At 61.0% G+C, this 19,053-nt stretch carries 18 protein-coding genes, 3 tRNA genes and 1 other RNA gene; 11 read left to right on the top strand and 11 right to left on the bottom strand.

Annotated features, from left to right (window positions below):
- Nucleotides 1-4: 4 nt before the first annotated feature.
- Nucleotides 5-1,486: a cytochrome c biogenesis protein ResB gene (locus tag R2855_13230; GenBank protein ID MEZ4531965.1), complete on the bottom strand. Its 1,482-nt coding sequence runs from the start codon at nt 1,484-1,486 to the stop codon at nt 5-7.
- A gap of 40 nt (nt 1,487-1,526) precedes the next feature.
- Nucleotides 1,527-2,270: a cytochrome c biogenesis CcdA family protein gene (locus tag R2855_13225; protein ID MEZ4531964.1), complete on the bottom strand. Its 744-nt coding sequence runs from the start codon at nt 2,268-2,270 to the stop codon at nt 1,527-1,529.
- Between the two features lie 64 nt (nt 2,271-2,334).
- Between R2855_13225 and recO the strand changes: the two genes are divergently transcribed.
- On the top strand, nt 2,335-3,186 hold the full coding sequence (recO, locus tag R2855_13220) for a DNA repair protein RecO (protein MEZ4531963.1): 852 nt from the start codon (nt 2,335-2,337) through the stop codon (nt 3,184-3,186).
- Here recO and trmD read toward each other — a convergent pair.
- The 3 genes from trmD to R2855_13205 are packed head-to-tail and all read right to left on the bottom strand — an operon-like array spanning nt 3,171 to nt 5,196.
- Complete coding sequence (trmD, locus tag R2855_13215) at nt 3,171-3,842, bottom strand: tRNA (guanosine(37)-N1)-methyltransferase TrmD (GenBank protein ID MEZ4531962.1); 672 nt, start codon at nt 3,840-3,842, stop codon at nt 3,171-3,173. The two genes, recO and trmD, sit on opposite strands and share 16 nt — an antisense overlap.
- A complete protein-coding gene (locus R2855_13210) occupies nt 3,839-4,573 on the bottom strand; it encodes an HAD family hydrolase (protein MEZ4531961.1) in 735 nt (244 codons plus the stop codon). The genes trmD and R2855_13210 overlap by 4 nt, the downstream gene beginning before the upstream one ends.
- Entirely contained in the window at nt 4,570-5,196 is a 627-nt protein-coding gene (locus tag R2855_13205) for an HD domain-containing phosphohydrolase (GenBank protein ID MEZ4531960.1), read from the bottom strand. Before R2855_13205 ends, R2855_13210 begins: the two co-directional genes overlap by 4 nt.
- 54 nt (nt 5,197-5,250) lie before the next feature.
- Here R2855_13205 and R2855_13200 point away from each other — a divergent pair, with 54 nt between their 5' ends.
- From R2855_13200 to aroC, 3 genes are read left to right on the top strand one after another with little or no spacing between them, the layout of a single operon-like run.
- Entirely contained in the window at nt 5,251-6,867 is a 1,617-nt protein-coding gene (locus tag R2855_13200) for a peptide ABC transporter substrate-binding protein (protein MEZ4531959.1), read from the top strand.
- Nucleotides 6,868-6,884: 17 nt separating this feature from the next.
- Nucleotides 6,885-7,784 carry a GNAT family N-acetyltransferase gene (locus tag R2855_13195; protein ID MEZ4531958.1) on the top strand — a complete coding sequence of 300 codons (900 nt, stop codon included), beginning with the start codon at nt 6,885-6,887 and terminating at the stop codon, nt 7,782-7,784.
- The gene (gene aroC, locus R2855_13190; GenBank protein MEZ4531957.1) at nt 7,781-8,860 is read left to right on the top strand and encodes a chorismate synthase; all 1,080 of its coding nucleotides are present in this window, start codon (nt 7,781-7,783) and stop codon (nt 8,858-8,860) included. The genes R2855_13195 and aroC overlap by 4 nt, the downstream gene beginning before the upstream one ends.
- Before the next feature lie 249 nt (nt 8,861-9,109).
- Here aroC and R2855_13185 read toward each other — a convergent pair whose 3' ends face one another.
- Nucleotides 9,110-9,892 carry a class I SAM-dependent methyltransferase gene (locus R2855_13185; GenBank protein ID MEZ4531956.1) on the bottom strand — a complete coding sequence of 261 codons (783 nt, stop codon included), beginning with the start codon at nt 9,890-9,892 and terminating at the stop codon, nt 9,110-9,112.
- Nucleotides 9,893-9,934: 42 nt separating this feature from the next.
- Between R2855_13185 and smpB the strand changes: the two genes are divergently transcribed.
- From smpB to sulP, 3 genes are all read left to right on the top strand, one after another.
- Nucleotides 9,935-10,414 (top strand): SsrA-binding protein SmpB, encoded by a 480-nt coding sequence (gene smpB / locus R2855_13180; GenBank protein ID MEZ4531955.1) that lies wholly within the window; start codon nt 9,935-9,937, stop codon nt 10,412-10,414.
- A 193-nt stretch (nt 10,415-10,607) separates the two neighbouring features.
- Nucleotides 10,608-10,971: a transfer-messenger RNA gene (ssrA, locus tag R2855_13175) on the top strand.
- A 309-nt stretch (nt 10,972-11,280) separates the two neighbouring features.
- Nucleotides 11,281-13,029: a sulfate permease gene (sulP, locus tag R2855_13170; GenBank protein ID MEZ4531954.1), complete on the top strand. Its 1,749-nt coding sequence runs from the start codon at nt 11,281-11,283 to the stop codon at nt 13,027-13,029.
- 85 nt (nt 13,030-13,114) lie between these two features.
- On the opposite strand, the gene R2855_13165 is transcribed toward sulP, so the two are convergent.
- Nucleotides 13,115-13,867, bottom strand: coding sequence for a hypothetical protein (locus R2855_13165; GenBank protein ID MEZ4531953.1), 753 nt, complete (start codon nt 13,865-13,867; stop codon nt 13,115-13,117).
- Between the two features lie 432 nt (nt 13,868-14,299).
- Here R2855_13165 and R2855_13160 point away from each other — a divergent pair, with 432 nt between their 5' ends.
- The gene (locus tag R2855_13160; protein ID MEZ4531952.1) at nt 14,300-14,710 is read left to right on the top strand and encodes an OsmC family protein; all 411 of its coding nucleotides are present in this window, start codon (nt 14,300-14,302) and stop codon (nt 14,708-14,710) included.
- A gap of 333 nt (nt 14,711-15,043) precedes the next feature.
- Here R2855_13160 and R2855_13155 read toward each other — a convergent pair whose 3' ends face one another.
- Nucleotides 15,044-15,523, bottom strand: coding sequence for an EVE domain-containing protein (locus R2855_13155; protein MEZ4531951.1), 480 nt, complete (start codon nt 15,521-15,523; stop codon nt 15,044-15,046).
- Between the two features lie 226 nt (nt 15,524-15,749).
- On the opposite strand from R2855_13155, the gene R2855_13150 reads away from it, so the two are divergent.
- From R2855_13150 to R2855_13140, 3 genes are all read left to right on the top strand, one after another.
- Nucleotides 15,750-15,822 (top strand) — tRNA-Thr (locus tag R2855_13150).
- A 35-nt stretch (nt 15,823-15,857) separates the two neighbouring features.
- Nucleotides 15,858-15,941 (top strand) — tRNA-Tyr (locus R2855_13145).
- Between the two features lie 32 nt (nt 15,942-15,973).
- Nucleotides 15,974-16,046: transfer RNA gene (locus R2855_13140), tRNA-Thr, on the top strand.
- Between the two features lie 101 nt (nt 16,047-16,147).
- On the opposite strand, the gene R2855_13135 is transcribed toward R2855_13140, so the two are convergent.
- Genes R2855_13135 through R2855_13125 form a run of 3 tightly spaced genes read right to left on the bottom strand, consistent with a single transcriptional unit; the run spans nt 16,148 to nt 18,640 of the window.
- Nucleotides 16,148-17,299: a hypothetical protein gene (locus R2855_13135; GenBank protein MEZ4531950.1), complete on the bottom strand. Its 1,152-nt coding sequence runs from the start codon at nt 17,297-17,299 to the stop codon at nt 16,148-16,150.
- A gap of 49 nt (nt 17,300-17,348) precedes the next feature.
- Nucleotides 17,349-18,266, bottom strand: coding sequence for a hypothetical protein (locus R2855_13130; protein ID MEZ4531949.1), 918 nt, complete (start codon nt 18,264-18,266; stop codon nt 17,349-17,351).
- Nucleotides 18,267-18,292: 26 nt separating this feature from the next.
- Nucleotides 18,293-18,640, bottom strand: a complete 348-nt coding sequence (locus R2855_13125) for a hypothetical protein (protein ID MEZ4531948.1) — start codon at nt 18,638-18,640, stop codon at nt 18,293-18,295.
- Between the last annotated feature and the right edge of the window lie 413 nt (nt 18,641-19,053).

Here is a 19,053-nt window from a genome sequence, read left to right as displayed (position 1 = left end):
AATTCTACGCTGTGTCGGGCAGCGGGCTATCGCCGGGCTTGACAAAAGGATCGGTTCGCTCGCGGACGACGAAATCGGTATCGAACCGTTTCGAGAGGTCGGCGACTGCATTTCGGAAATCGCGCTGCCCCGACCAATCACGCTTGGCGAGCGGCGCCATGGCGATTTGCGTGGCGCCACCGGGACCGTTCTGATCGAAGATGGCGCGAATCCGCCTGTGCGGGAAATAGAACGTGACTGCCAGTCCGCCTACGAGCAGGAACGCCGCGGTCCAGAAGATAGGAATTCCCGGATTGCTCGCGACCTGGAGCAGGGTGAAGCGGCTTTCCCGCACGAACTCGACGGTGATGCCGTTCAGTTCCTGAGGTTGGCCCTGCTCGACCACCATGTCCGGAAGCTCGCCCGATGCGTTCGGGCCAGTTTCCGCCATCTGGACGTACATCTGGCCGCTCTTCAGGTTCAGGTTGTCGAGCATGGGAGCGTTGGCGCGGTCTTCGTCGGGGGCGATGATGTTGAGCTGCACCCCGGCCTGAGGCAGCTTGATGATGCCGGCCGGGGCGTCCGGATTCGCGCTCGACCGATAGATGCCCAGTTCGACTGAGTCGTCATAGAGGACGTTGCCGTCCGCATCGGTCACGCGCATCTGCACGGCCTGCCCATAGCTCGTCTGATAGAAGGTGGTCGTGCCATAGCTCATGGGGTTGTTGACGGTTATCGACTGTCGCTTGACCTCTTCGCCGTTCTTGTAGAGGATCAGGTCGCTGCGATAACTCGCGGGGGTACCGTCCTCGCGCCACGAATCACTGAACTGGTCGAGCTTGACGCTGAGACCGGTTCCGTGACCGACCTCTCGCACCGATCCTTCCGGGATGATGAACGAGTTTTCCTTGAACCCATAGCGGGCGCCGACGATCCCTCCGATCAGGATCAGGATGAGCGCGAGGTGAAACGGGAAGGTGGCGAGCTTCGCCAGCCGGTTCTTGTCCGCATAGACGTGGGTTGCATCACCGTGCTGTTCGGAAAGGACGCGGTAGCGTTTTCTCTTCAGCGCGGAGGCGTATTCGTCTACCGCCGAGTCGACTGGCTCGGAGACTGTCGCGCTCGCGGAAACCTCCGCGTTGCGGATGAATCCACGCGTGGTAGTGATCGTTGGCGAACTGATGGTGCGCCAAATGCCTGGCGCACGATTGATCGTGCAGACCGTGATGGCAATGGTGAGGATTGCCAGCATGAGCATGAACGGGATCGAGTGGAAGACGTCCCAGCTGTACCAGCGGTCGACGATTCCCTGGGTGAACGGCAGGCGATCTGCGATCCATTGGGGAACCGAACTGCCACGCAGCGTGCCGATGAGCACCAGTACGGCGAGGATCGCGATCTCGACGACCGCAGCCCGGACAGAGCAAAAGAAGCGCCAAACACGGTCGACCAGTGTTTCGAGCGGGTTGTTGCGGAAGCTGCGTTTCTCGAGTGTGGCTTGCGCCATCAGCGGATCCTCAAGGTTCGATACCGACGGTCGGGCCGGCTCAGATGGTTGGTTCCCACGGCGTCCAGGGAACGACCGAGGCAATGCGCGCGAACAGCTGCTGGTAGATCCCGAGCAACATGATCGCCCCTACGGCAACCATGATGCCACCAGATACTGAATTCACGGCGGATAGATGCCGCGTCATGCTCTTCAGCACGCGGGATGTGGTGCCAAGGGCGGCGAAAAGCAGGAAAGGCACCGCCAGACCAGCCGAGTAGGCGACCAGCAGCCAGGCGGCACGCACCGTGTCCCCCTGACCGGCCGCCATGGTGAGGATGGCGCCCAGGATAGGGCCGACACAGGGCGACCATCCCGCGCCAAAGGTGGCGCCAATCACGAATGATGACGTCACTGAACCGGTCGATTCGGTGAAGTGCTGGATGCGCCGGTCTCGGCTGAGAAACGGCAGCTCGATGAGGCCCAACTGCTGCAGTCCCAGGAGGAGCAGGAGCGCTCCCCCAATGCGAACCAACCAGTAGCGGTTGCGGGCGACGACTTCCGCGGTGGACACAAGCGATCCGGCGGCGCCCAGGGCAACGCCCATGGCAATGAAGACCACCGAAAAACCGGCCACGAATGCGATTGCATTTCTGAAGACGAGCTGCCGATCGATGGATGGACCGGTGACGGAGACTCCGGCGATATGCCCGAGATAGAGCGGAATCAGGGGAAGCACGCAAGGCGACGTGATCGACAACACCCCGGCCACGAAGGCCGCCAGGATGGAAACGTTACTGGTCATTGGGGGTGATCGATGTGCGAAAGCCTCTTCGCTCCAGGCGGTTGAAACTCCCCGGAACGCGTCGGTGAAGTGGTCAAAATGGTACCATTCACCGGTGAACGACGCCGCGAATATCTCGCTTCCCACTCCACCTCGCCCCTCCAGCCGCGACCGCATCTATCGGACCGAAGCGATCGTCCTGAGTCGCTTCGACATGGGCGAAACCGATCGAGTGTTCACGCTCCTGACGAGCGATCACGGCAAGATTCGCGCGATCGCAAAGGGTGCACGCCGGCCGACGAGCAAACTGGCTCCCTCGCTCGACTACTTCAATCGTTGCCGCATGATGCTGAGCCGCGGCCGGGACCTGGATGTCATCACGTCGGTCGACGTTCTCGAGCGCCGGGAAGCGCTGGGAGAGCGGGTAAGCGCGTTCTCGCATGCTTGTCATCTGGCCGAGGTCACGAGCCGCCTGGTGCCGGAAGGGCAGGACGTCCCGGAGGTCTACCGGCTCCTGAGCGCGGCGCTGTCGGAACTCGAACGCGAGCGCGAACCCTGGATTCTTGCTCGTTGGTATGAGATGGCGCTCCTGGCGGTGACGGGCTATCGGCTCGACCTCTATCGATGCGCTGCCTGCGGCAACGAGCTGATCGCGGAACCGAACATGCTCGCAACCCGCACCGGAGGCGTGCTCTGCCCGAATTGCTGGTCATCCGAACCCTCAGGGCGAGTGATGTCGGTGAATGTGCAGAAGGTTCTTCGTTCGTTGGACCGGAACGGAATGGGCGAGGTGGGAAGGATCACCATCGATCCGTCGCTGGCCGCGGAGATCGAAGGCATCCTGGCGCTCTACATGCGATCGATTGCGGAGCGCGACTTCACGAGTCTCAAGGTTCTGCGCGAGATCCGGGAAGCGGCGCCTCAGTTCGAGGTCTGATTCCGTTTTTCCGTCCGCTCGATCGATTGCTGTCTGCGCCACCTGGCAACTTCGGCGTGATGCCCGCTGAGAAGCACGGGAGGGACCGCCAGGCCCCGGTATTCTGCTGGCCGCGTATAGTGCGGATACTCGAGCAGCCCTTCCTGATGCGATTCCTCGACGATGGACGCGTCATCGATGACGCCGGGAATGAGGCGCGTGACAGCGTCCACGATCACCATCGCCGGAAGCTCTCCCCCTGTGAGGACGTAGTCCCCGATCGAGACCTCCTCTGCGTTCAGGAGCTCGTTGACCCGTGCATCGATACCCTCGTAGTGACCACAAATCAACACGATGTTCTCTTCGGCAAGGAGTTCTTCGGCGAACTGTTGATCGAAGGCGCGGCCGCCGGCGCTGGTGATGAGAATTCGGGCAGATTGGCCGCCGAGAACGGATTCGACTCCTTCGACGATCGGGGGAGCCATGAGCACCATGCCCGCTCCGCCACCGTAGGGCCGGTCGTCCGCGGTCCGGTGACGATCATGCGTCCAGACGCGCAGGTCGTAGACGTCGATTCGCACTTTCTCGGCCGCGATGGCGCGGTGAATGATGCTCTCCCCGAATGGCCCTGCGAACATCTCCGGAAAGAGGGTGAAGATCGAGAAACGGAGGGTCACGAGCGTTCCAACACGGTGAGCAGAATCGGCGCGACACCGTCCATCGAGCGCACGGTTATGTCTGGGGAGAGCTCCGGGGATATGGTTTCCCGGGCGTTTGGGCGCTGGTACCAGGCGGTGCGCATCCCTGCCCGCGCGGCGCCTCCGACGTCGAAACGAAGTGAATCGCCGATGTGCAGGGACTCAGCGGGGCTGGCGCCGAGGTCCGCCATCGCAGACCAGTAGATCTCGGGCCGGCTCTTGTAGAAGCCACAAGAGGCCGAGGTGATGACTTCCTGAAAGGCTTCGAGCATGGCATATCGCTCGAGCGACCAGATCAGGAAGTCATGATGCACCGCGCTCGAGACGACGCCGAGCTGGATTTCGTGATCTGCGAGCAGTCGAACCGTTTCGGGTGCTCCGGCGACCGGGCGAGCATGCCGGAAAGCGTTGCGCATGATCGCGTCCAGGGCAATGTCGATCGCATTCCAGGGGAGCACGAACCCGATGCGCTCCAGGATCGTGCGGACGGAGCGGTCGGCCGGCAGTTCGTGGCCGTGAACATGAATGGCCTGGCGGAGCCGGCGATATTCCAGATCGGCCGCCTGGAGCATCTGCGGCGGCACTTCGATCTCCCCCAGGTCGTGCCAGTACCGCAGCACGTCGCTGACCAGGGTGCGGATCTCGATCTGGAACCACTCGTCGCACTCGATCAGCGTGTTGTGAAAATCGAACGTGATGCTCTTGCTCATGTTCTCCTCTGAGATCGGGGCAGCGAGACGACGTCGAGAAAGAGCGCAACGACGTCCGGGTCGAACTGCGAGCCGGAACACCTGCGGAGCTCCGCGCGAGCATCGGTTTCGCTGCGGGGCGCTCGATATGGTCGCCAGGAGATCATGGCGTCGTAGGCGTCCGCGACACCGATGAGACGCGCCCCGAGCGGAATGTCCGATCCGGCCAGTCCATCGGGATACCCCGTGCCGTCATTTCGCTCATGATGGTGGCGCACAAAGGGCGCCAGCTGGCGGAGCCCCGGCGAGAGGTTCAGAAAATCGGCTCCTCGGCCAGGATGATCGCGCATCTCGATCCATTCGGCATCGGTGAGCGGTCCAGGCTTGTTCAGCGTTTCAGGGGCAATCGTCAACTTTCCGATGTCATGCAGCCATGCCGCATCGATGATGAGCGCCCGTTCCGTGCAGGTCAAGGTGCAGAGTCGGTCCGTCATCGCGCGCACGAGCTCGGCAACGGCGTCAGCATGGAGGGCGAGATGCGCGTCGGCCAACCGCAGACGTTCGAGCGTGGACACCCTATCGAGCGAGCGCGGATCACCCAAATAGGCTTCGAGTATGGAACCGGGTTGCAGTGAAACCGTCAATGCTGCATCCAGAGTCGAGAAGGGCGTTGCGACGCCCAGAGTAGAATCCCAAGTATGAATGGTCGACTCGCGATTTTTCGCACCCGAATCCTCCTTCTCGTTGGAGTGTTGCTCCTTTCGGCCCCGCTCGCGGCGATGGCGCAAGGATTTCCAGGGGGCGGCGGCCAGGATGGGGTGCTGCGTCTGGCCGGGCCGGTCGATCTGCGAACCCTCGATCCGGCCAAAGCCAAGGATCTCAGCACGCTCTTTCTCATACGGCAACTCTTCATGGGGTTGACACGATTCGACGACGATCTGCAGCCGGTTCCCGCGCTGGCGGAGAAGATCGACGTCTCGGACAATGGTTTGACATACACCTTCACGCTTCGACGCGATGCCCGATTTGCCGATGGACGGGACATATCCGCCGATGACGTGGCGTTCTCGCTGAATCGGGCGCTCGACCCGGCAACCGCCGGTGGCGATGCGTCGGCGTTGGCCGCGCCGACGTTCCTTTCGGACATCGTCGGAGCGAAGGAGCTTCTGAGCGGAGACGCGGATTCGCTCTCAGGCGTGCGGGTGATCGATGATCTCACGCTGGAGATCGATCTGGTTGCGCCGCGGTCCACGTTTCTCATGCGATTGGCGACTGGGCCTGCAGTTGTTGTCGACCCGGATGATGTCGATCGCGGTGATGAGTGGTGGACCGATCCGAACTCGTCGGGCGCTTTCGTCATCGATTCGTTCGATATCGAGAGCGGGATGGTGTTGGAGCCGAACGATGAGTTCTATGCCGGGCCGCCTGACCTGGACGAAGTGCACGTGTTGCTGGGCGCGAATGCGTTTCAACCGCTGAATCTGTATCAGGTTGGCGTGGTCGACCTTGCTCCCGTGAGCGTTTTTTCGCTCGATCGAGCGCTCGATCCCAGCAGCGATCTCTATGCCGATCTCCAGCAATCCGATCTCTTTGCGGTCGAGTACCTGGCGATGCGATCCGATGTGGAACCATTGAACGATGCGAACATCCGTAAGGCGCTGATCCTCGGCTTTCCCCGGGAGAAGGTTGCCGAGGTTTCGTTCGACGGTCGAGTGGCGCCGGCATTGGGATTCTTGCCAAATGGCATGCTCGGACAAGCGACCTGGCCGGTGGCTGGCTGGGACTATGACCTGGACAGCGCGCGGCAGGCGATTCTCGACTCGTCGTATGGGGCAGCGGAAAACGTGCCGCCGATCACGATCTATGCGAATGGACCGCCCGACCGGCTGATTGCCTTCAAGGAGGTCATCGAGACCGATCTCGGGCTGCGCATCGATCTCGTGAATGTGGAGTGGTCGGAGTTCATTGCAACGTTGCCGAGGGAGCGGTATCCCGCGTACGGAATCTACTGGGGCGCGGATTTCCCCGACCCGGAGAGCCTGCTTTTCACACTGTTCGGCACGGACCAACCAGACAACTATGTTGGCTATTCGAATCCGGAATTCGACGAGCTGTTGCAGCAGGCGGCCTCGGAGCCGGACCCTGATGTGCGCATTCAGCTCTACGCTCAGGCGAATCAGATCCTCATGGACGATGCGGTGGTTCTGCCCTTCTACTACGATCGTTCGTACATGCTGGTACGCCCGTGGGTGCATGGATTGCAGCTCACCCCGCTCGGCATCCTCTCTCTCGATCAGGTCACGGTCGAGACCTGATAACGCTGCCTGGTGAGATGAGAATCGGAACGGCATACACCGCGACACAACCACAACCGCTGACGACCGATCTCGTGGCGCGTCATCGATTCGACTGGGCGAGCCGGGTCGACATCAATGAACTTGAACGGATCGTCTCACGCCATCCGGGGCAGTCGTTTTGGGTGCCGAGCGCCGACGAGCTGCTAGTGGTGGGTCCCTGGAGAAATCGTTCGGAGATTGCTGCGGTGGCCGAAGTCTCCGCGATACGTCGGCTCGACGACCTTATCGATGCCGCCCGCGAGTCATGCTTTCGGCAAGGAATCCAGGCGTTCGTGATGCCCGAGTGGAATGACACCCGCAGTCCGCAGTTCTACGCGCGCAATCGGTTGGATTTGCTGGAAGATGTGATTTCGTTCGAAGCGGGAACGGGCGCTACACGTCCGGACGACCTGCGCAACGGTGCTGCGGCGCGGATCGAAACGATCGACTCGTCTCTGCTCGATCGCATCCTGGAAATCGACCATGCGGCGTTTCCGTGGCTCTGGCGCAACTCGCGCCTCGAGTTCGAGCACTATCTGCTCACGCCCGGCGTGGAAATCTGGGGGGTGAACGATCGAGTTGGCGAACTGGTTGGCTACGTTGGTATCACGAGCTATGCCGGCTGGGGACACCTGGATCGGGTTGCCGTCGCTCCGAGCCGGCAGGGCGAGGGGCACGGCGCCATAGCGGTGCGGTTTGCCATCGCGCGTTTGCGGCAACTGGGGGCCAAACGAGTGGGGCTGAGCACGCAGCGGTCGAACGTGCGGTCGCAACGCCTGTACCTGCGTATCGGCTTTCAGCAAACCCGCCAGAATGACTATCGCATTTATGGGACACTCGCCGCGGACGCTCCGGCGGAGGCGCGCGCAGCAATGAACGGAATCGATCGAAGATGAGCAGTTCGTTTGGGACAGTTTTTCGGCTGACGACCTGGGGAGAGTCGCATGGCCCCGCGCTCGGTGTCGTTATCGAAGGGACGCCGGCCGGCATTCCGCTGACGGTCGAGGAGATTCAGGCTCAGCTGGACCGGCGGCGCGTTGGTCAGAGCAAGGTCACGACTCCCCGGGGAGAAAAAGACAGGGCCGAGATTCTGTCTGGCGTGTTCGAGAACGTCACTACCGGCGCTCCAATCTCGTTGATCACCTATAACGCCGATGCCGATTCGTCCAAGTACGACAACCTGCGCGATGTTTTTCGTCCGGGGCACGCCGACTACACCTATTGGGCGAAATATGGCCATCGTGACCATCGGGGCGGAGGCCGTTCGTCGGCGAGAGAGACCTGGGGGCGCGTGGCAGCCGGGGCAATCGCGCGCAAGATCCTGGCGACGGCCGGCGTGGAGATCTACGGTTTCGCGCGGGAGATCGGCGGAATCCGCGCAGAAACGTTCGATCGCGACGAAATCGAGCGGAACATCGTTCGCTCGCCCGACCCGATCGCCGCCGAGAAGATGATCGACGCGATCATGGGGGTCAAAGCCGAGCACGACAGCCTGGGCGGCATCGTGGAGGTGCACGCGCTCAATGTCCCGGTCGGGCTCGGCGAGCCGACGTTCGACAAACTCGACGGGCTGATCGGGCATGCCATGCTCAGCATTCCGGCTGTCAAGGGCGTCGAAATCGGCGAAGGCTTCGAGGTTACGAGGCTACGCGGTTCGCAATCGAACGATTCGTTCACGGTGGAGAACGGTGAGGTGCGCACTCGCTCGAACAACGCAGGCGGTGTCCTGGGTGGTCTCTCCTCTGGCGAGCCCATCGTGGTGCGCGTTGCTGTCAAGCCGACCTCGTCTGTCGCCCGTCCGCAGCAGACTGTCGATATCAACCTGCAACCTCGCGAGATTCTGGTCGAGGGACGCCACGATCCCTCGGTCGTTCCCCGCGCGGTGCCTGTCGCCGAGGCCATGCTGGCGAATGTGCTGGCCGATCTCTATTTGCGGAACCGTGCGGCGCGGATCGGCTGGCCGCCCGATTGATTCGGAATCCGGCCGGACTCAGAGGGACGGCCCACCATCGCTCCACGCAGCCCCCAATTGAAACGCTGGGCTGTACCCTGCGGCAATTGCCAGGTTTCCGTTTGAGGCGGTGTCGGCAAGAACGGACCGACTGCATGAGGAACTCGAGACTCCGGCCAGACAAGCTCCCCGTTACGACACGCGTGTTTCGGACGCAGCAGTCTGGTAGCTCGTCGAGCATATGGGTGTCTTGCCTTTGGCGACTGGATTTCAGTCAGTCTTGGTCTTTTCGGCAGCAATGATGAGCCGGTCGGAGAGCGGGTCGAGCGGGTCCAGCTCGTAGCTTCCGTACAGGCGCCAGTCCTGAAAACCGGCCAATTGCGCCATGAGGACGAGTTCACCGGCTCCGATCCAGCGTTGCGTGAATCCAGTGCGGGTACGTCTCACCTCGCCGGCGGGGGAGGTGACTTCGTACCAGATTTCGCTGTGGATGAGCTGCTGATGGGGTTCGATCGATTGGCTGACGAGCTTGTCCAGGCGGGCCCCGTCGTCCATTTCCCAACTTCCCTGAAAGGCAAGACCGCCATCCATTGCCATGAGCCGTCCGGGGGTCGGGTGCAGGACATCGACGATGAGTTGGCCGCGTGGGTCGAGCGCTGTCCAGGCAGCACGTAGCACCGCGATCTGCTCGGCCTGCGTGGCGGCATGGAGCAACGAGTCGAGCCCAACGATCGCCACGCCAAACGTTTCTTGGGGCGCCAGGTTCGGCTGAGAAAAATCTCCCAGGATCAGCTCGACCTCGTCCGCAAAACCGTCCTCCTCGAGCGCTACACGCGCGAAGTCGATCATCGCAACAGAAGAATCGACGCCAGTTACCGAGAATCCTGCCTCGGCAACGCCACGCAGAATGCGGCCCGTTCCACAGCCCAGTTCGAGCACGGGATCGCCCGCGGCTTCGATGAACTGGAGGTAGAACTCGACGTCATCCGTGAAGAAACGATGCTCCAGGTCGTAATATGCTGCGATCTCGTCATAGGGGCTACTGGCGGACACAGACGACAATCCCTTTGTTGCTCATAATCGTTTGGACTCGAAATGGCCGCGACAACCAAGAACGATCGGCGCACGGACCGAGTGGTGGTCACCAACCGGCGCGCGCTGCATGACTATCACATCCTCGAATCGGTCGAAACCGGCATCGTGCTTTCCGGCACGGAGATCAAGTCGCTCCGCGCAGGGCAGATGTCGATTGCGGAAGCATACGTGCGAGTCGATCGGGGCGAGCTCTGGCTGATCGGATCGCACATTTCTCCCTATGCATTCGGAACGCACGCGAATCACGATCCGCACCGGCCACGCAAACTGCTGGCGCACAAGAAAGAGATTGCCGAGCTCAAGGCGGCCACGGAGCAGAAGGGCATGACGCTCATACCGCTGCGGATCGCAATTCGCAACGGACGAGCCAAAGTGGATGTGGGCGTCGCTCGCGCGAAGAAGCTCTACGACAAACGGCAGGACCAGGCCGAGCGCGATTCCCGGCGCGACATCGAGCGGTCCATGGTGGATCGCGGCTAGAGCGGTTGCCGAAACACGTGCCTGTCGTGCGAATGCCGTCATCCCGACCGAAGCGAAGCGGAGTGGAGGGATCTCCTCGCTACAGCGAGGGCCACAAGGTCACGCTTCTCTGAGATGGAAGGCACCTCTTTGACGAACCACACTGGTTCGACAGATTCGATCATTTGTGCGAGAATTGCGGCAGGTCGAAATCGGGGATGTTTGGTTTCGACAGGGTTCGACGTTAGATTGCTGCGTGCCGAAGCGCCCAGGCCTTCGTAAAAATGGGCAACAAAGAGTAACTGGCAACAGCGAACTCGCTTACGCTGCCTAAGTCCTTCGACCTCTAGTCAGCGCGTCTGTCCGGAGCTCAGCTCCATGGCACCGGGTACAGGCGTCACCTTAGTGGGGCTGCGGTGGTGAAGTTCGCCTGAGCGAAGCCACTCAAGTCAGTCGGGCTCACTCGTAGTCATCCGGTCGGTGGGATCGGCGACGAGGAATTCAAACACCGGCTACGCGCGTAGGATGCACTCGGCGAAGGGTTCTGGACGGGGGTTCGACTCCCCCCATCTCCACTGAATGGCAAAACCCCAGCGATCTGCTGGGGTTTTCGCTTGCCAGGCACGGAAGGCGTTTCCATCCCTTCGGCCGCCCGAACTCTCCCCAAGGCCACCGTATACTCCGCAACACGAGCTCGGTATCGAACAGGCTGGGATTATGCGTGGATCTCGCAGACGTGCGCTGTCCTGCAGTGTTTGGCTCCGAATAGCGGTGTTCGGAATGGGCATGCTCCCACCAGGTCGTAGTTCTCGTGGTCCAGTGTCACGTGATCTCCGAACCTAACGAAACCGCACTTCTCTCGATCACGAGTTCCTGGAGGCCTGAACGTGGAGGTTTCGAACCCGCGCGCGGTACGACTCGGGCGCTGGCTGCCAGGTCTTGCCAGCGCGCGATCGTACCAGCGCGAGTGGCTGCCGAAGGATCTCATCGCGGGACTGGTCCTGGTAGCGCTGCTCGTGCCGCAAGGCATGGCCTACGCCGAACTCGCGGGGCTGCCACCAGTCAACGGGCTGTACGCCTCCATGGTCCCGTTGCTCATCTATGCGTTGCTGGGACCATCGCGCATCCTGGTGCTCGCACCGGACTCTGCGATCGCGCCGATGGTGGCGGCCACGATCATTCCCCTTGCTGGCGAAGACATGTCCGAACGAGTCGCGATCGCCGGGTTACTGGCGATTCTCGTGGGGGGCTTCTGCCTTGCCGGTGCGGCGTTCGGCGCCGGTTTTCTCACCGACCTGATCTCACGGCCCGTCCGAACAGGGTACCTCGCGGGCATCGCGTTGACAGTCATCGTGAGCCAGATACCAGCGATGCTCGGGATCGAAGGAGGCGGCGAACGACTGGCGCCAGCAATCCGGAGCATTGCCGGCGAGATTGGGGATCTCGATTGGTCGACCGTCCTTGTCGGCACGGCTTGTCTCATCGTGCTGCTGGGACTGCGCAAGGTCTCACGCATGATTCCGGCCGCACTCATCGTGGTCATTGGGTCGATTCTGGTAACCCGTATTGCAGATCTCAATGTCGCCGTGGTTGGATCGCTTCCCATGGGACTTCCCGAACTGGTCGTTCCGCAACCAGGAGGGGTGAGCATCGAAAAGCTGGCGCTGTCGGCGGCGGCGATCAGTGTGATTGCCTTTGCCGACACCAGCATTCTCTCCCGCTCATATGCCCGGCGGCTGAACGAAGAGGTGGACGCGAACCAGGAGCTCCGGGCGCTTGGTGTCGCGAATCTGGCGACTGGCCTTTTTCAGGGATTTCCTATCTCGAGTAGCTCGTCGCGAACACCGGTAGCCGAGCAGTCCGGAGCCAGGACGCAATTGACTGGTGTGATTGGGGCGATCGGGCTCGGGGTTGTGCTCCTCTCCTTCGGAGATCTCTTTCGCGATCTTCCGACCGCGGCGCTCGCGGCAATCCTGATCGGCGCTGCCATCGGCCTGGTCGATGTCGATGAGTTTCGCCGACTCTGGCAGGTCTATCGACCTGACTGCTATCTGGCAATTGCCGCCTTTGTGGGCGTGTCGTTGGCAGGCGTTCTCTGGGGGATAGGCTTCGCCATCGTCCTGTCGATTGCGGCGTTTCTCTGGCGATCGTGGCATCCGCATGTTGCCGTGCTCGGACGGGCGCCTGGGGTGAAGGGGTATCACGATGTCACCCGATATGCTGATGCAAACCAGATACCGGGGCTTTTGTTGTTTCGCTTCGATGCCCCGATCTTCTTCGCGAATGCCGAACTCTTCCGCGATTCCGTCATGCACGCGGTCGCGAACGCGGACTGCCCCATTGCGCGGGTGGTCATCGCCGCGGAGCCAATCACCGACCTCGATTCGACAGCCGCCGATATGCTGACGACGCTCGATCGTGATCTGGCGAAGCAGGGCATCGATCTGGCCTTCGCCGAGCTGCGTGACCCAATGAAAGATCGGTTGCGGACGTTCGGGATTGTGGAGATCATCGGCCACGAGAAGTTCTATCTGACGCTGGGGCAGGCAGTGCGATCCTACGTGGAGGAGACAGGGGTGGAGTGGGTCGATTGGGAAGATCGCCCGACCCACGCCCGTGAATCAGGCGACAGCTGAGACCGGGTCGACGGGACTGCCAAGGACAAGAAAAAGGACCCGCCGGCTTGGCCGGCGAGTCCTTCGAATCGGTCAGCTATGGGGCTTACGCCTCGTTCTCGACCTTGTCTTCACGGCTCTTGTAAGCGAGAACGGCGGCCGCAGCGCCAATTGCAGCTGCCGGCGCCAGCCAGCTGTTGCTGGTCGTGATCGGTCCAGAGCCAGTGTTGGGCGGAGCCACCACGCACTCCTTTTCCGCGACGCAGTAGCCGACAGCTCCCGGAGTGGTGTCGCCGTACGTGCAGCAGATATAGGAGGCTCCAAATGCCTCGTTGTAGGGTCCGCACGGATCTTGCGTGCCGCTGTAGCAACCGTAGCACCAGCCATTGGCGCCGCACTCCGTACCCTCAGCGCAGCATCCAGTGTCCTCGCACATCGACTGAAGCGGTGAGCACTCGCCGGTGGGGTTGCAGCCGACCGAATCGGAGACACAGACGCCATTGGCGCCGGCAGCGCCCCCGACCTCGTCCGCGCAGCAAACCGCAGTCGTGCCGTAGCACGGATCCTGGGTGCCAGTAATGCACGGGCAGCCAATCACCGGCTCTTCGGGATTCTCGCAATAGCAAACGCCGGGTTCTCCCTCGACGGCCACATAGCAGGATCCATAGGTGCAGTCCTCATCGGTGGTGCACTCACCGCCCGGGCCAACCGAGCCCTGGGCAAAGACGCTGGTCGGGGCGGCGATCTTGACGCCCGCAACGGCCGCCACCGAGGCGCCCCCGAAGATCTTCAGCAACGTGCGGCGGTCGGTGCCGGTCGCGAACGCGCGGGTAAGCTTGTCGAATTTCTGTCCGTCCATTGAGCCGTTCCCACTCTCTTTCTACGAAACGTACGAAAGGGTTATCCGAAGCGTCTTCCCGACGAACTCTCGGGATCGGTGGTGGTATGTGTTCGCGAACCCTCCTCCCCGCTGTTCAGGTCCCGGTGACATCTGGATGAACCGCGGCCAGCACACGGTCGTGATTCAGCGCATCGTCAGATGCTGACGATCGATATGGCTTCGAGCTACGTGAGTTTTCGTGCTGATATCCAAAAGCCTGGTGCGGATGCCAGACAGACCTGATCCCTCTAGTGGCATGATAGCACCGTTGCCTCGTTTCGCAAGTTTCGTCCGTCGCAAATCGCATCTCGCGATAGCGATTTCACCATGCGGTCATTCCCAGCATATGCTCTACTTACCAATAGTTAGTTATTGGGCTTTCAACGGGAAGACAGGAGCGTCAAGGTGTCGATGGTCAATGTGAAGCTGGTGGATGGGACGATGGGCGTCGCCACCGCGGGACCTCATGCGATCGTGGTCGACCGGTCGCTTGCAAACGGGGGCACCTACCTCGGCATGGTGGGCGGAGAGATCTTGCTTTCCGCAATTGGAACCTGCCTCATGACCACACTCATCGGAGCGGCGCGCGCGCGAGAGATCGACGTGACCCGGCTGGAGTTCAACCTCTCGGCCGTGCACAAAGATTCGCCCTCGCGCTACACCTCGATCGAGGTCGAAACCATCATCGAGGCCGATGCGAGTGACGATGACATTGGAAAGCTGTTGGCCATTGCCGAGCGTGCCTGCACGGTTTCGAACACGATAGCTCGCGGAGCGACCATTGGTGTGACGCGCAAGGTCGCCGAGGTCGCGCCAGCCTAGCGGGAGCGTCCCGGCTTCGAAGTATCGAACGTCAATCGCGTCACCGGGCGATCGTGGGTGAGATGCTCGCTCACGATCGCCCGGGCAGCTGCGCAATCGACGCCCGCATACATGGTTGGACCTGGGAAAACGTTGACCGACGGCCCCCAATCGCAGCGGTCACGACACGAGGTCGCTATGATCTCGACCTCGCCGGCAAGTCCCGCTTCACGAACCGCCTCCTCGAAGCAGGCGAGCGTCGCCTTACTATTGCGCAACGAGCAGTTGGGACCGCGGCAAACATGGACGCGGTAGCGTGCAGGCTCGTCGCCGATGGGGAACAGCGGCGTGCGATCAATTGGCAACTGCGCCCGCCCGTGCCTCGATTGCGTTCTGGATGAGCGCAAAGTCGGCGGCATTGATCTCATGGACGTTCCCCTGGAAGGCCAGCGTCCAGTTCGCCGCCGGCCACTTGCTGGCGTACTCCATCTGGCGAGCAATCGGCTCGGCGTCGACGAATTCAGAATCTGGCAACGCCACATCGAGCTTGGTTTCGACGCGGAATGGATAGTCCTCGGCATCCTTCCTGGGGTCCGCGCTCTTCCATATCTGCTCGTGGCTCTCGAAGTATGGTGACGTGATCGTCGATACGGCCGCAAACGCTTTACGGCCAGTGACGTAGTAGGCGATCTTGTCACCCGGCTTCATGCGCTCGGCCTTCTTGCGGTGGCGGGACTTGAGTCCCTGGATGGTGAAACCGAGCTCGCGCGTCTTTTCGAAGTTCCCGGGTGAGCCAACGACAATCCAATACGCTGGTTCATTCGAAATTGTCATGTTCCTGAGATTCCTCTCGTGAAATGGGGCGCGTGATCGCGACTGGTGCGAGTATGGCATGGTCATCGATCGCGAGGATGCGACCGGAAAGGAGAGGCGCGCTTGCTCACCGTTCCCGAGACGGCTGACTACTCGCGACCAGCGATTGAGGTTCGAATTTCGGTTGCCCAACTGGCGGGTGATTCGATATACTCGCCGTTGGCGTTGAAGCGGCCTTCGCAGCAATGCCGACGTAGCTCAATTGGCAGAGCAGCTGTTTTGTAAACAGCCGGTTGCGGGTTCGAGTCCCATCGTCGGCTCCCGAAGGCGAAAACTCTCGCCAGTGCATGGACCTGGGCAGTTGCCAGAGTGGACAATTGGGCCTGGCTGTAAACCAGGTGCGTGAGCTTCGGTGGTTCGAATCCGCCACTGCCCACCATGCAAAGGCAGCGACGGCTGCGACAACGGCTGGCCCACATAGCTCAGTTGGTAGAGCACATTCTTGGTAAGAATGAGGTCTCCGGTTCAAGTCCGGATGTGGGCTCTGGTGCCAATGAACCCGGTCAAATCGACCGGGTTCATTTTGTTTGCGATATGTTCCCTGGTGGAGCGTCGCTCGCTGAGGGGTTGACAGTCCGTGGCATGTCAGCCTCCGTCTGTGCCTGACATGCCGACGGATTCGCGGCGCAAAGTGATAGTCACGGGAGATTCGTCAGTCCCCGAACCGCATGAGACGATCCACCGTGCTCCTCCCGCTTCTACGTCGCTTGGCAGTGTGATCAGCCAGAAGACGTCCCCTTCTCCGTCCGCACGCGCCTTTCGGGGCTGGAAGGACTCCGGTGTGCGACCTTCAAGTTGGAGGGACAGATCGCATTCGGCTGATTCGTTGGTGCGTGCACGGACAATGACCTGTTGGCCAGGGCGCGCGGTTTGGGGAGAATCGACGATGGTTGCATGCGAACCAATCACCTGACTCTCTGAAACGAACAACTCACTCGGCACTGACAGTGCAGGCGAAAGTGCCTCGATCTGGCGATCGACATCGGCGCAGAACTCCGACTCCGATCGAAGAAAGGCAAAGGAAAATGATTCACTGTGAGGTGTGCCTGCGGCCATCGAGTCGCGATATCGAGCCACGGCTGAGACTGGCAGGTCTCGCAAGAGAATCGCGACGCCGAGATGCACCAGCGGATAGGCAACACCGCCAATGGATTGCGGGGTCAGCGAACAGAGCTGCTCGCCAGGAGGCCATATGCGAATGTGCCCAGCATGGTAGGCCAGTACCTCGCTCTGGCTCACCAGATTCGCTTCGTCGAGCATGCGCCAAGCAAGATACTCCGCGAGCCCTTCCTCGAGCCAAACCGGACGCTGCTTGGGATGTGGAGTTGGATCGAGGAAGAAATGGGCGTACTCATGGAGTATGCCCTTCGTTCGCTCGAGATCAGAACGGGCCGTCCATCCGGTCGAGCCGGTGAAGATCTGAATCATGTCGTCGTCGTAGAGACCGAAGGTCGTGGACCGGTCGCTCACGCCGGACCGAACGACGACCGAAAGCTGCCTTGTGATCGGTCCATCGGAAAGAGTCTCGACTGCTTCTTTTCCGAGGGCGATTGCCTCGCGCACGAACTCGACGTCTCCGGGATCCGCGCCATCGCCCACCACAGTGGAGCGTGAAGTCGATTGCCCGAATGCTGCTGACAGATTTGCTGTCAGCATGGCAAGGGCAAGCAGCAGCGCAAGCGACCCATGAAGAGAGGCCGCTGCTCGGCGAAGAAGCACTGGCGTACCTAGTGGCATACGGACCACCTGCCGATCCCTTGTTGCTGCGCAACCATTTCCGACTGTTTTAGCCGAAGTGCGAAACGCGATTGTTCCGGGATTGCCGCGATCTTGGCGAGACCCAGATCGATGAGCCGGTGATTGAGAAGTGAGAGCTCCCCTGTCCGCTATCCAACCAGAGGTATGCATGATTTGTGGAGAGGACCGCCGGATCGAACTCGATTGCCACACGCGACCCAACGAGCGTTTGCAGAAACTGATCGGTTTCCTTGCCGAAGCAGTTGGTCAGCGCTGGGAGACTGGTTCCGATGAGCGAGATCTCGCGAATCGAACCGTCGTCCATTTTGACCTGCGGCCTGCCATCCTGGAGCCACGCCGTGATGACGCCAAACTGAATCGGTGGCCTTCCCGGCGCTGGCGGCAAAGTTGCGATACCGATCTCGGCATCCACCAGGCTATCGAGCGAGAGCCACCGATCCTCATAGACGAACCGAACGTCGGTCGAGTCTTCGGGGAGCCGATAGACAAGCGCCAGGCGAATACTGGCATTGGGAAGGATCGGCGACGAGGTCGAGGCAGGGTCGTTCAGTCGGAGCGTTGCGCTCACGATCTGTGAATCGATTGCAGATGGCGCGACGCGTGCGCCGTCTCCTCTTTGGATCACCGTTGACTCAAGATGGAATGAGTGAAATGCACTTCCGCCGTTCGCAATATCGGCGATCACCACCATCCATTCATAGCCAGATTCAGCGGTCAAACCGAGCGACGGAATCGAGGACTGCCGCACCACCGTTGGAATCGATAGCTGCCACGGCCCTGAAACGAACGTTTGTGCCGGCGGACTCGTGTGCGGCTGTCCCTCGATCTCGAGACTGGACACTGCAGCATCGAACACGCCGGGATCGGCGCGGTAGAGACCCAGGTGAGTGTCGACGACGAGCCAAAGAAGTAACCCTGGTGCAATGACGCGCGCCTCGAAATACACCGCGTATGGGTCGAGCCGCTGATCGCTTACTCGGTAGCGATACGTGAATATGGCGTTTGCACGGTCAGGAGATAGAGCTGTGGGGGTGAGATCTCGGTGACATCTTCCGCCACGATGACGCTGGTGAACCAATCCTCTGCCAGGTCGCGGACGGACAGATCAGGCGAAGCCTGATCGAGTACCCCAACGGCGTGAATGTAGGTAATGCCGTCCGACAGGATGAGATTCGTCTCAGTCTCCTGGACCGCATGCCATCTGTCGGTCCAGGACACGCGATAGTCGCTGGTGGAAAAGGCACCATGACTCGCTACTGGCGCTCCAAGAGTCATGCAGGTGATGAGTACGAGAGCGGCGAGGGCAGTTCGCTGGAACATCCGCCGGAACCTCCGTGCCTCTCGGCTCGCTTCCCGGTCCTGCAGCCGCCAACGGCGAATGCGAGGGAACCGGGACGTGCCTGGTCGCGTTGTCGGGCAACTCCATGTACATTGACATATCGAATGTCGATGCATTTTCGAGGATCGTTCGACAGTTGGCAAGCGATCGATTCTTATCGCACGAGGTGGAACACGTTTCGAGGATGACGGCAGCAGCGATTTTCTTTCGGATCGGAGCTCAGCTGTGAAACGAACTGACAAGAAGAGACTGTCGCGTCGCAGAGCGCTGGCAGCCAGCACGGTACTGCTGGGATTGACACTCGATCGTTCGAAATCGAGTGCCCTTGGAGGAAGCCATCGCTTTTCCAAGGTATCGCGCTCAAGAGCAAGACCGAAACTCGTTTCGTCGTTCC

The sequence above is a fragment of the Thermomicrobiales bacterium genome (genome assembly GCA_041390825.1).
In the GTDB taxonomy this organism is placed as follows: domain Bacteria; phylum Chloroflexota; class Chloroflexia; order Thermomicrobiales; family UBA6265; genus JAMLHN01.
The sequence above is the reverse complement of the archived record's forward strand: the minus strand, read 5'-3'. Positions and strand labels throughout refer to the sequence as shown.

Bases quoted from the DNA above. Each gene is read 5' to 3' on its own strand.
- R2855_13200 (MEZ4531959.1), top strand. From the start codon at position 5,251: ATGAATGGTCGACTCGCGATTTTTCGCACCCGAATCCTCCTTCTCGTT.
- R2855_13125 (MEZ4531948.1), bottom strand. From the start codon at position 18,640: ATGTTCCAGCGAACTGCCCTCGCCGCTCTCGTACTCATCACCTGCATG.
- R2855_13230 (MEZ4531965.1), bottom strand. From the start codon at position 1,486: ATGGCGCAAGCCACACTCGAGAAACGCAGCTTCCGCAACAACCCGCTC.
- R2855_13210 (MEZ4531961.1), bottom strand. From the start codon at position 4,573: ATGAGCAAGAGCATCACGTTCGATTTTCACAACACGCTGATCGAGTGC.
- R2855_13165 (MEZ4531953.1), bottom strand. From the start codon at position 13,867: ATGGACGGACAGAAATTCGACAAGCTTACCCGCGCGTTCGCGACCGGC.
- R2855_13225 (MEZ4531964.1), bottom strand. From the start codon at position 2,270: ATGACCAGTAACGTTTCCATCCTGGCGGCCTTCGTGGCCGGGGTGTTG.
- R2855_13135 (MEZ4531950.1), bottom strand. From the start codon at position 17,299: ATGCCACTAGGTACGCCAGTGCTTCTTCGCCGAGCAGCGGCCTCTCTT.
- aroC (MEZ4531957.1), top strand. From the start codon at position 7,781: ATGAGCAGTTCGTTTGGGACAGTTTTTCGGCTGACGACCTGGGGAGAG.
- smpB (MEZ4531955.1), top strand. From the start codon at position 9,935: ATGGCCGCGACAACCAAGAACGATCGGCGCACGGACCGAGTGGTGGTC.
- R2855_13195 (MEZ4531958.1), top strand. From the start codon at position 6,885: ATGAGAATCGGAACGGCATACACCGCGACACAACCACAACCGCTGACG.
- R2855_13155 (MEZ4531951.1), bottom strand. From the start codon at position 15,523: ATGACAATTTCGAATGAACCAGCGTATTGGATTGTCGTTGGCTCACCC.
- R2855_13160 (MEZ4531952.1), top strand. From the start codon at position 14,300: ATGGTCAATGTGAAGCTGGTGGATGGGACGATGGGCGTCGCCACCGCG.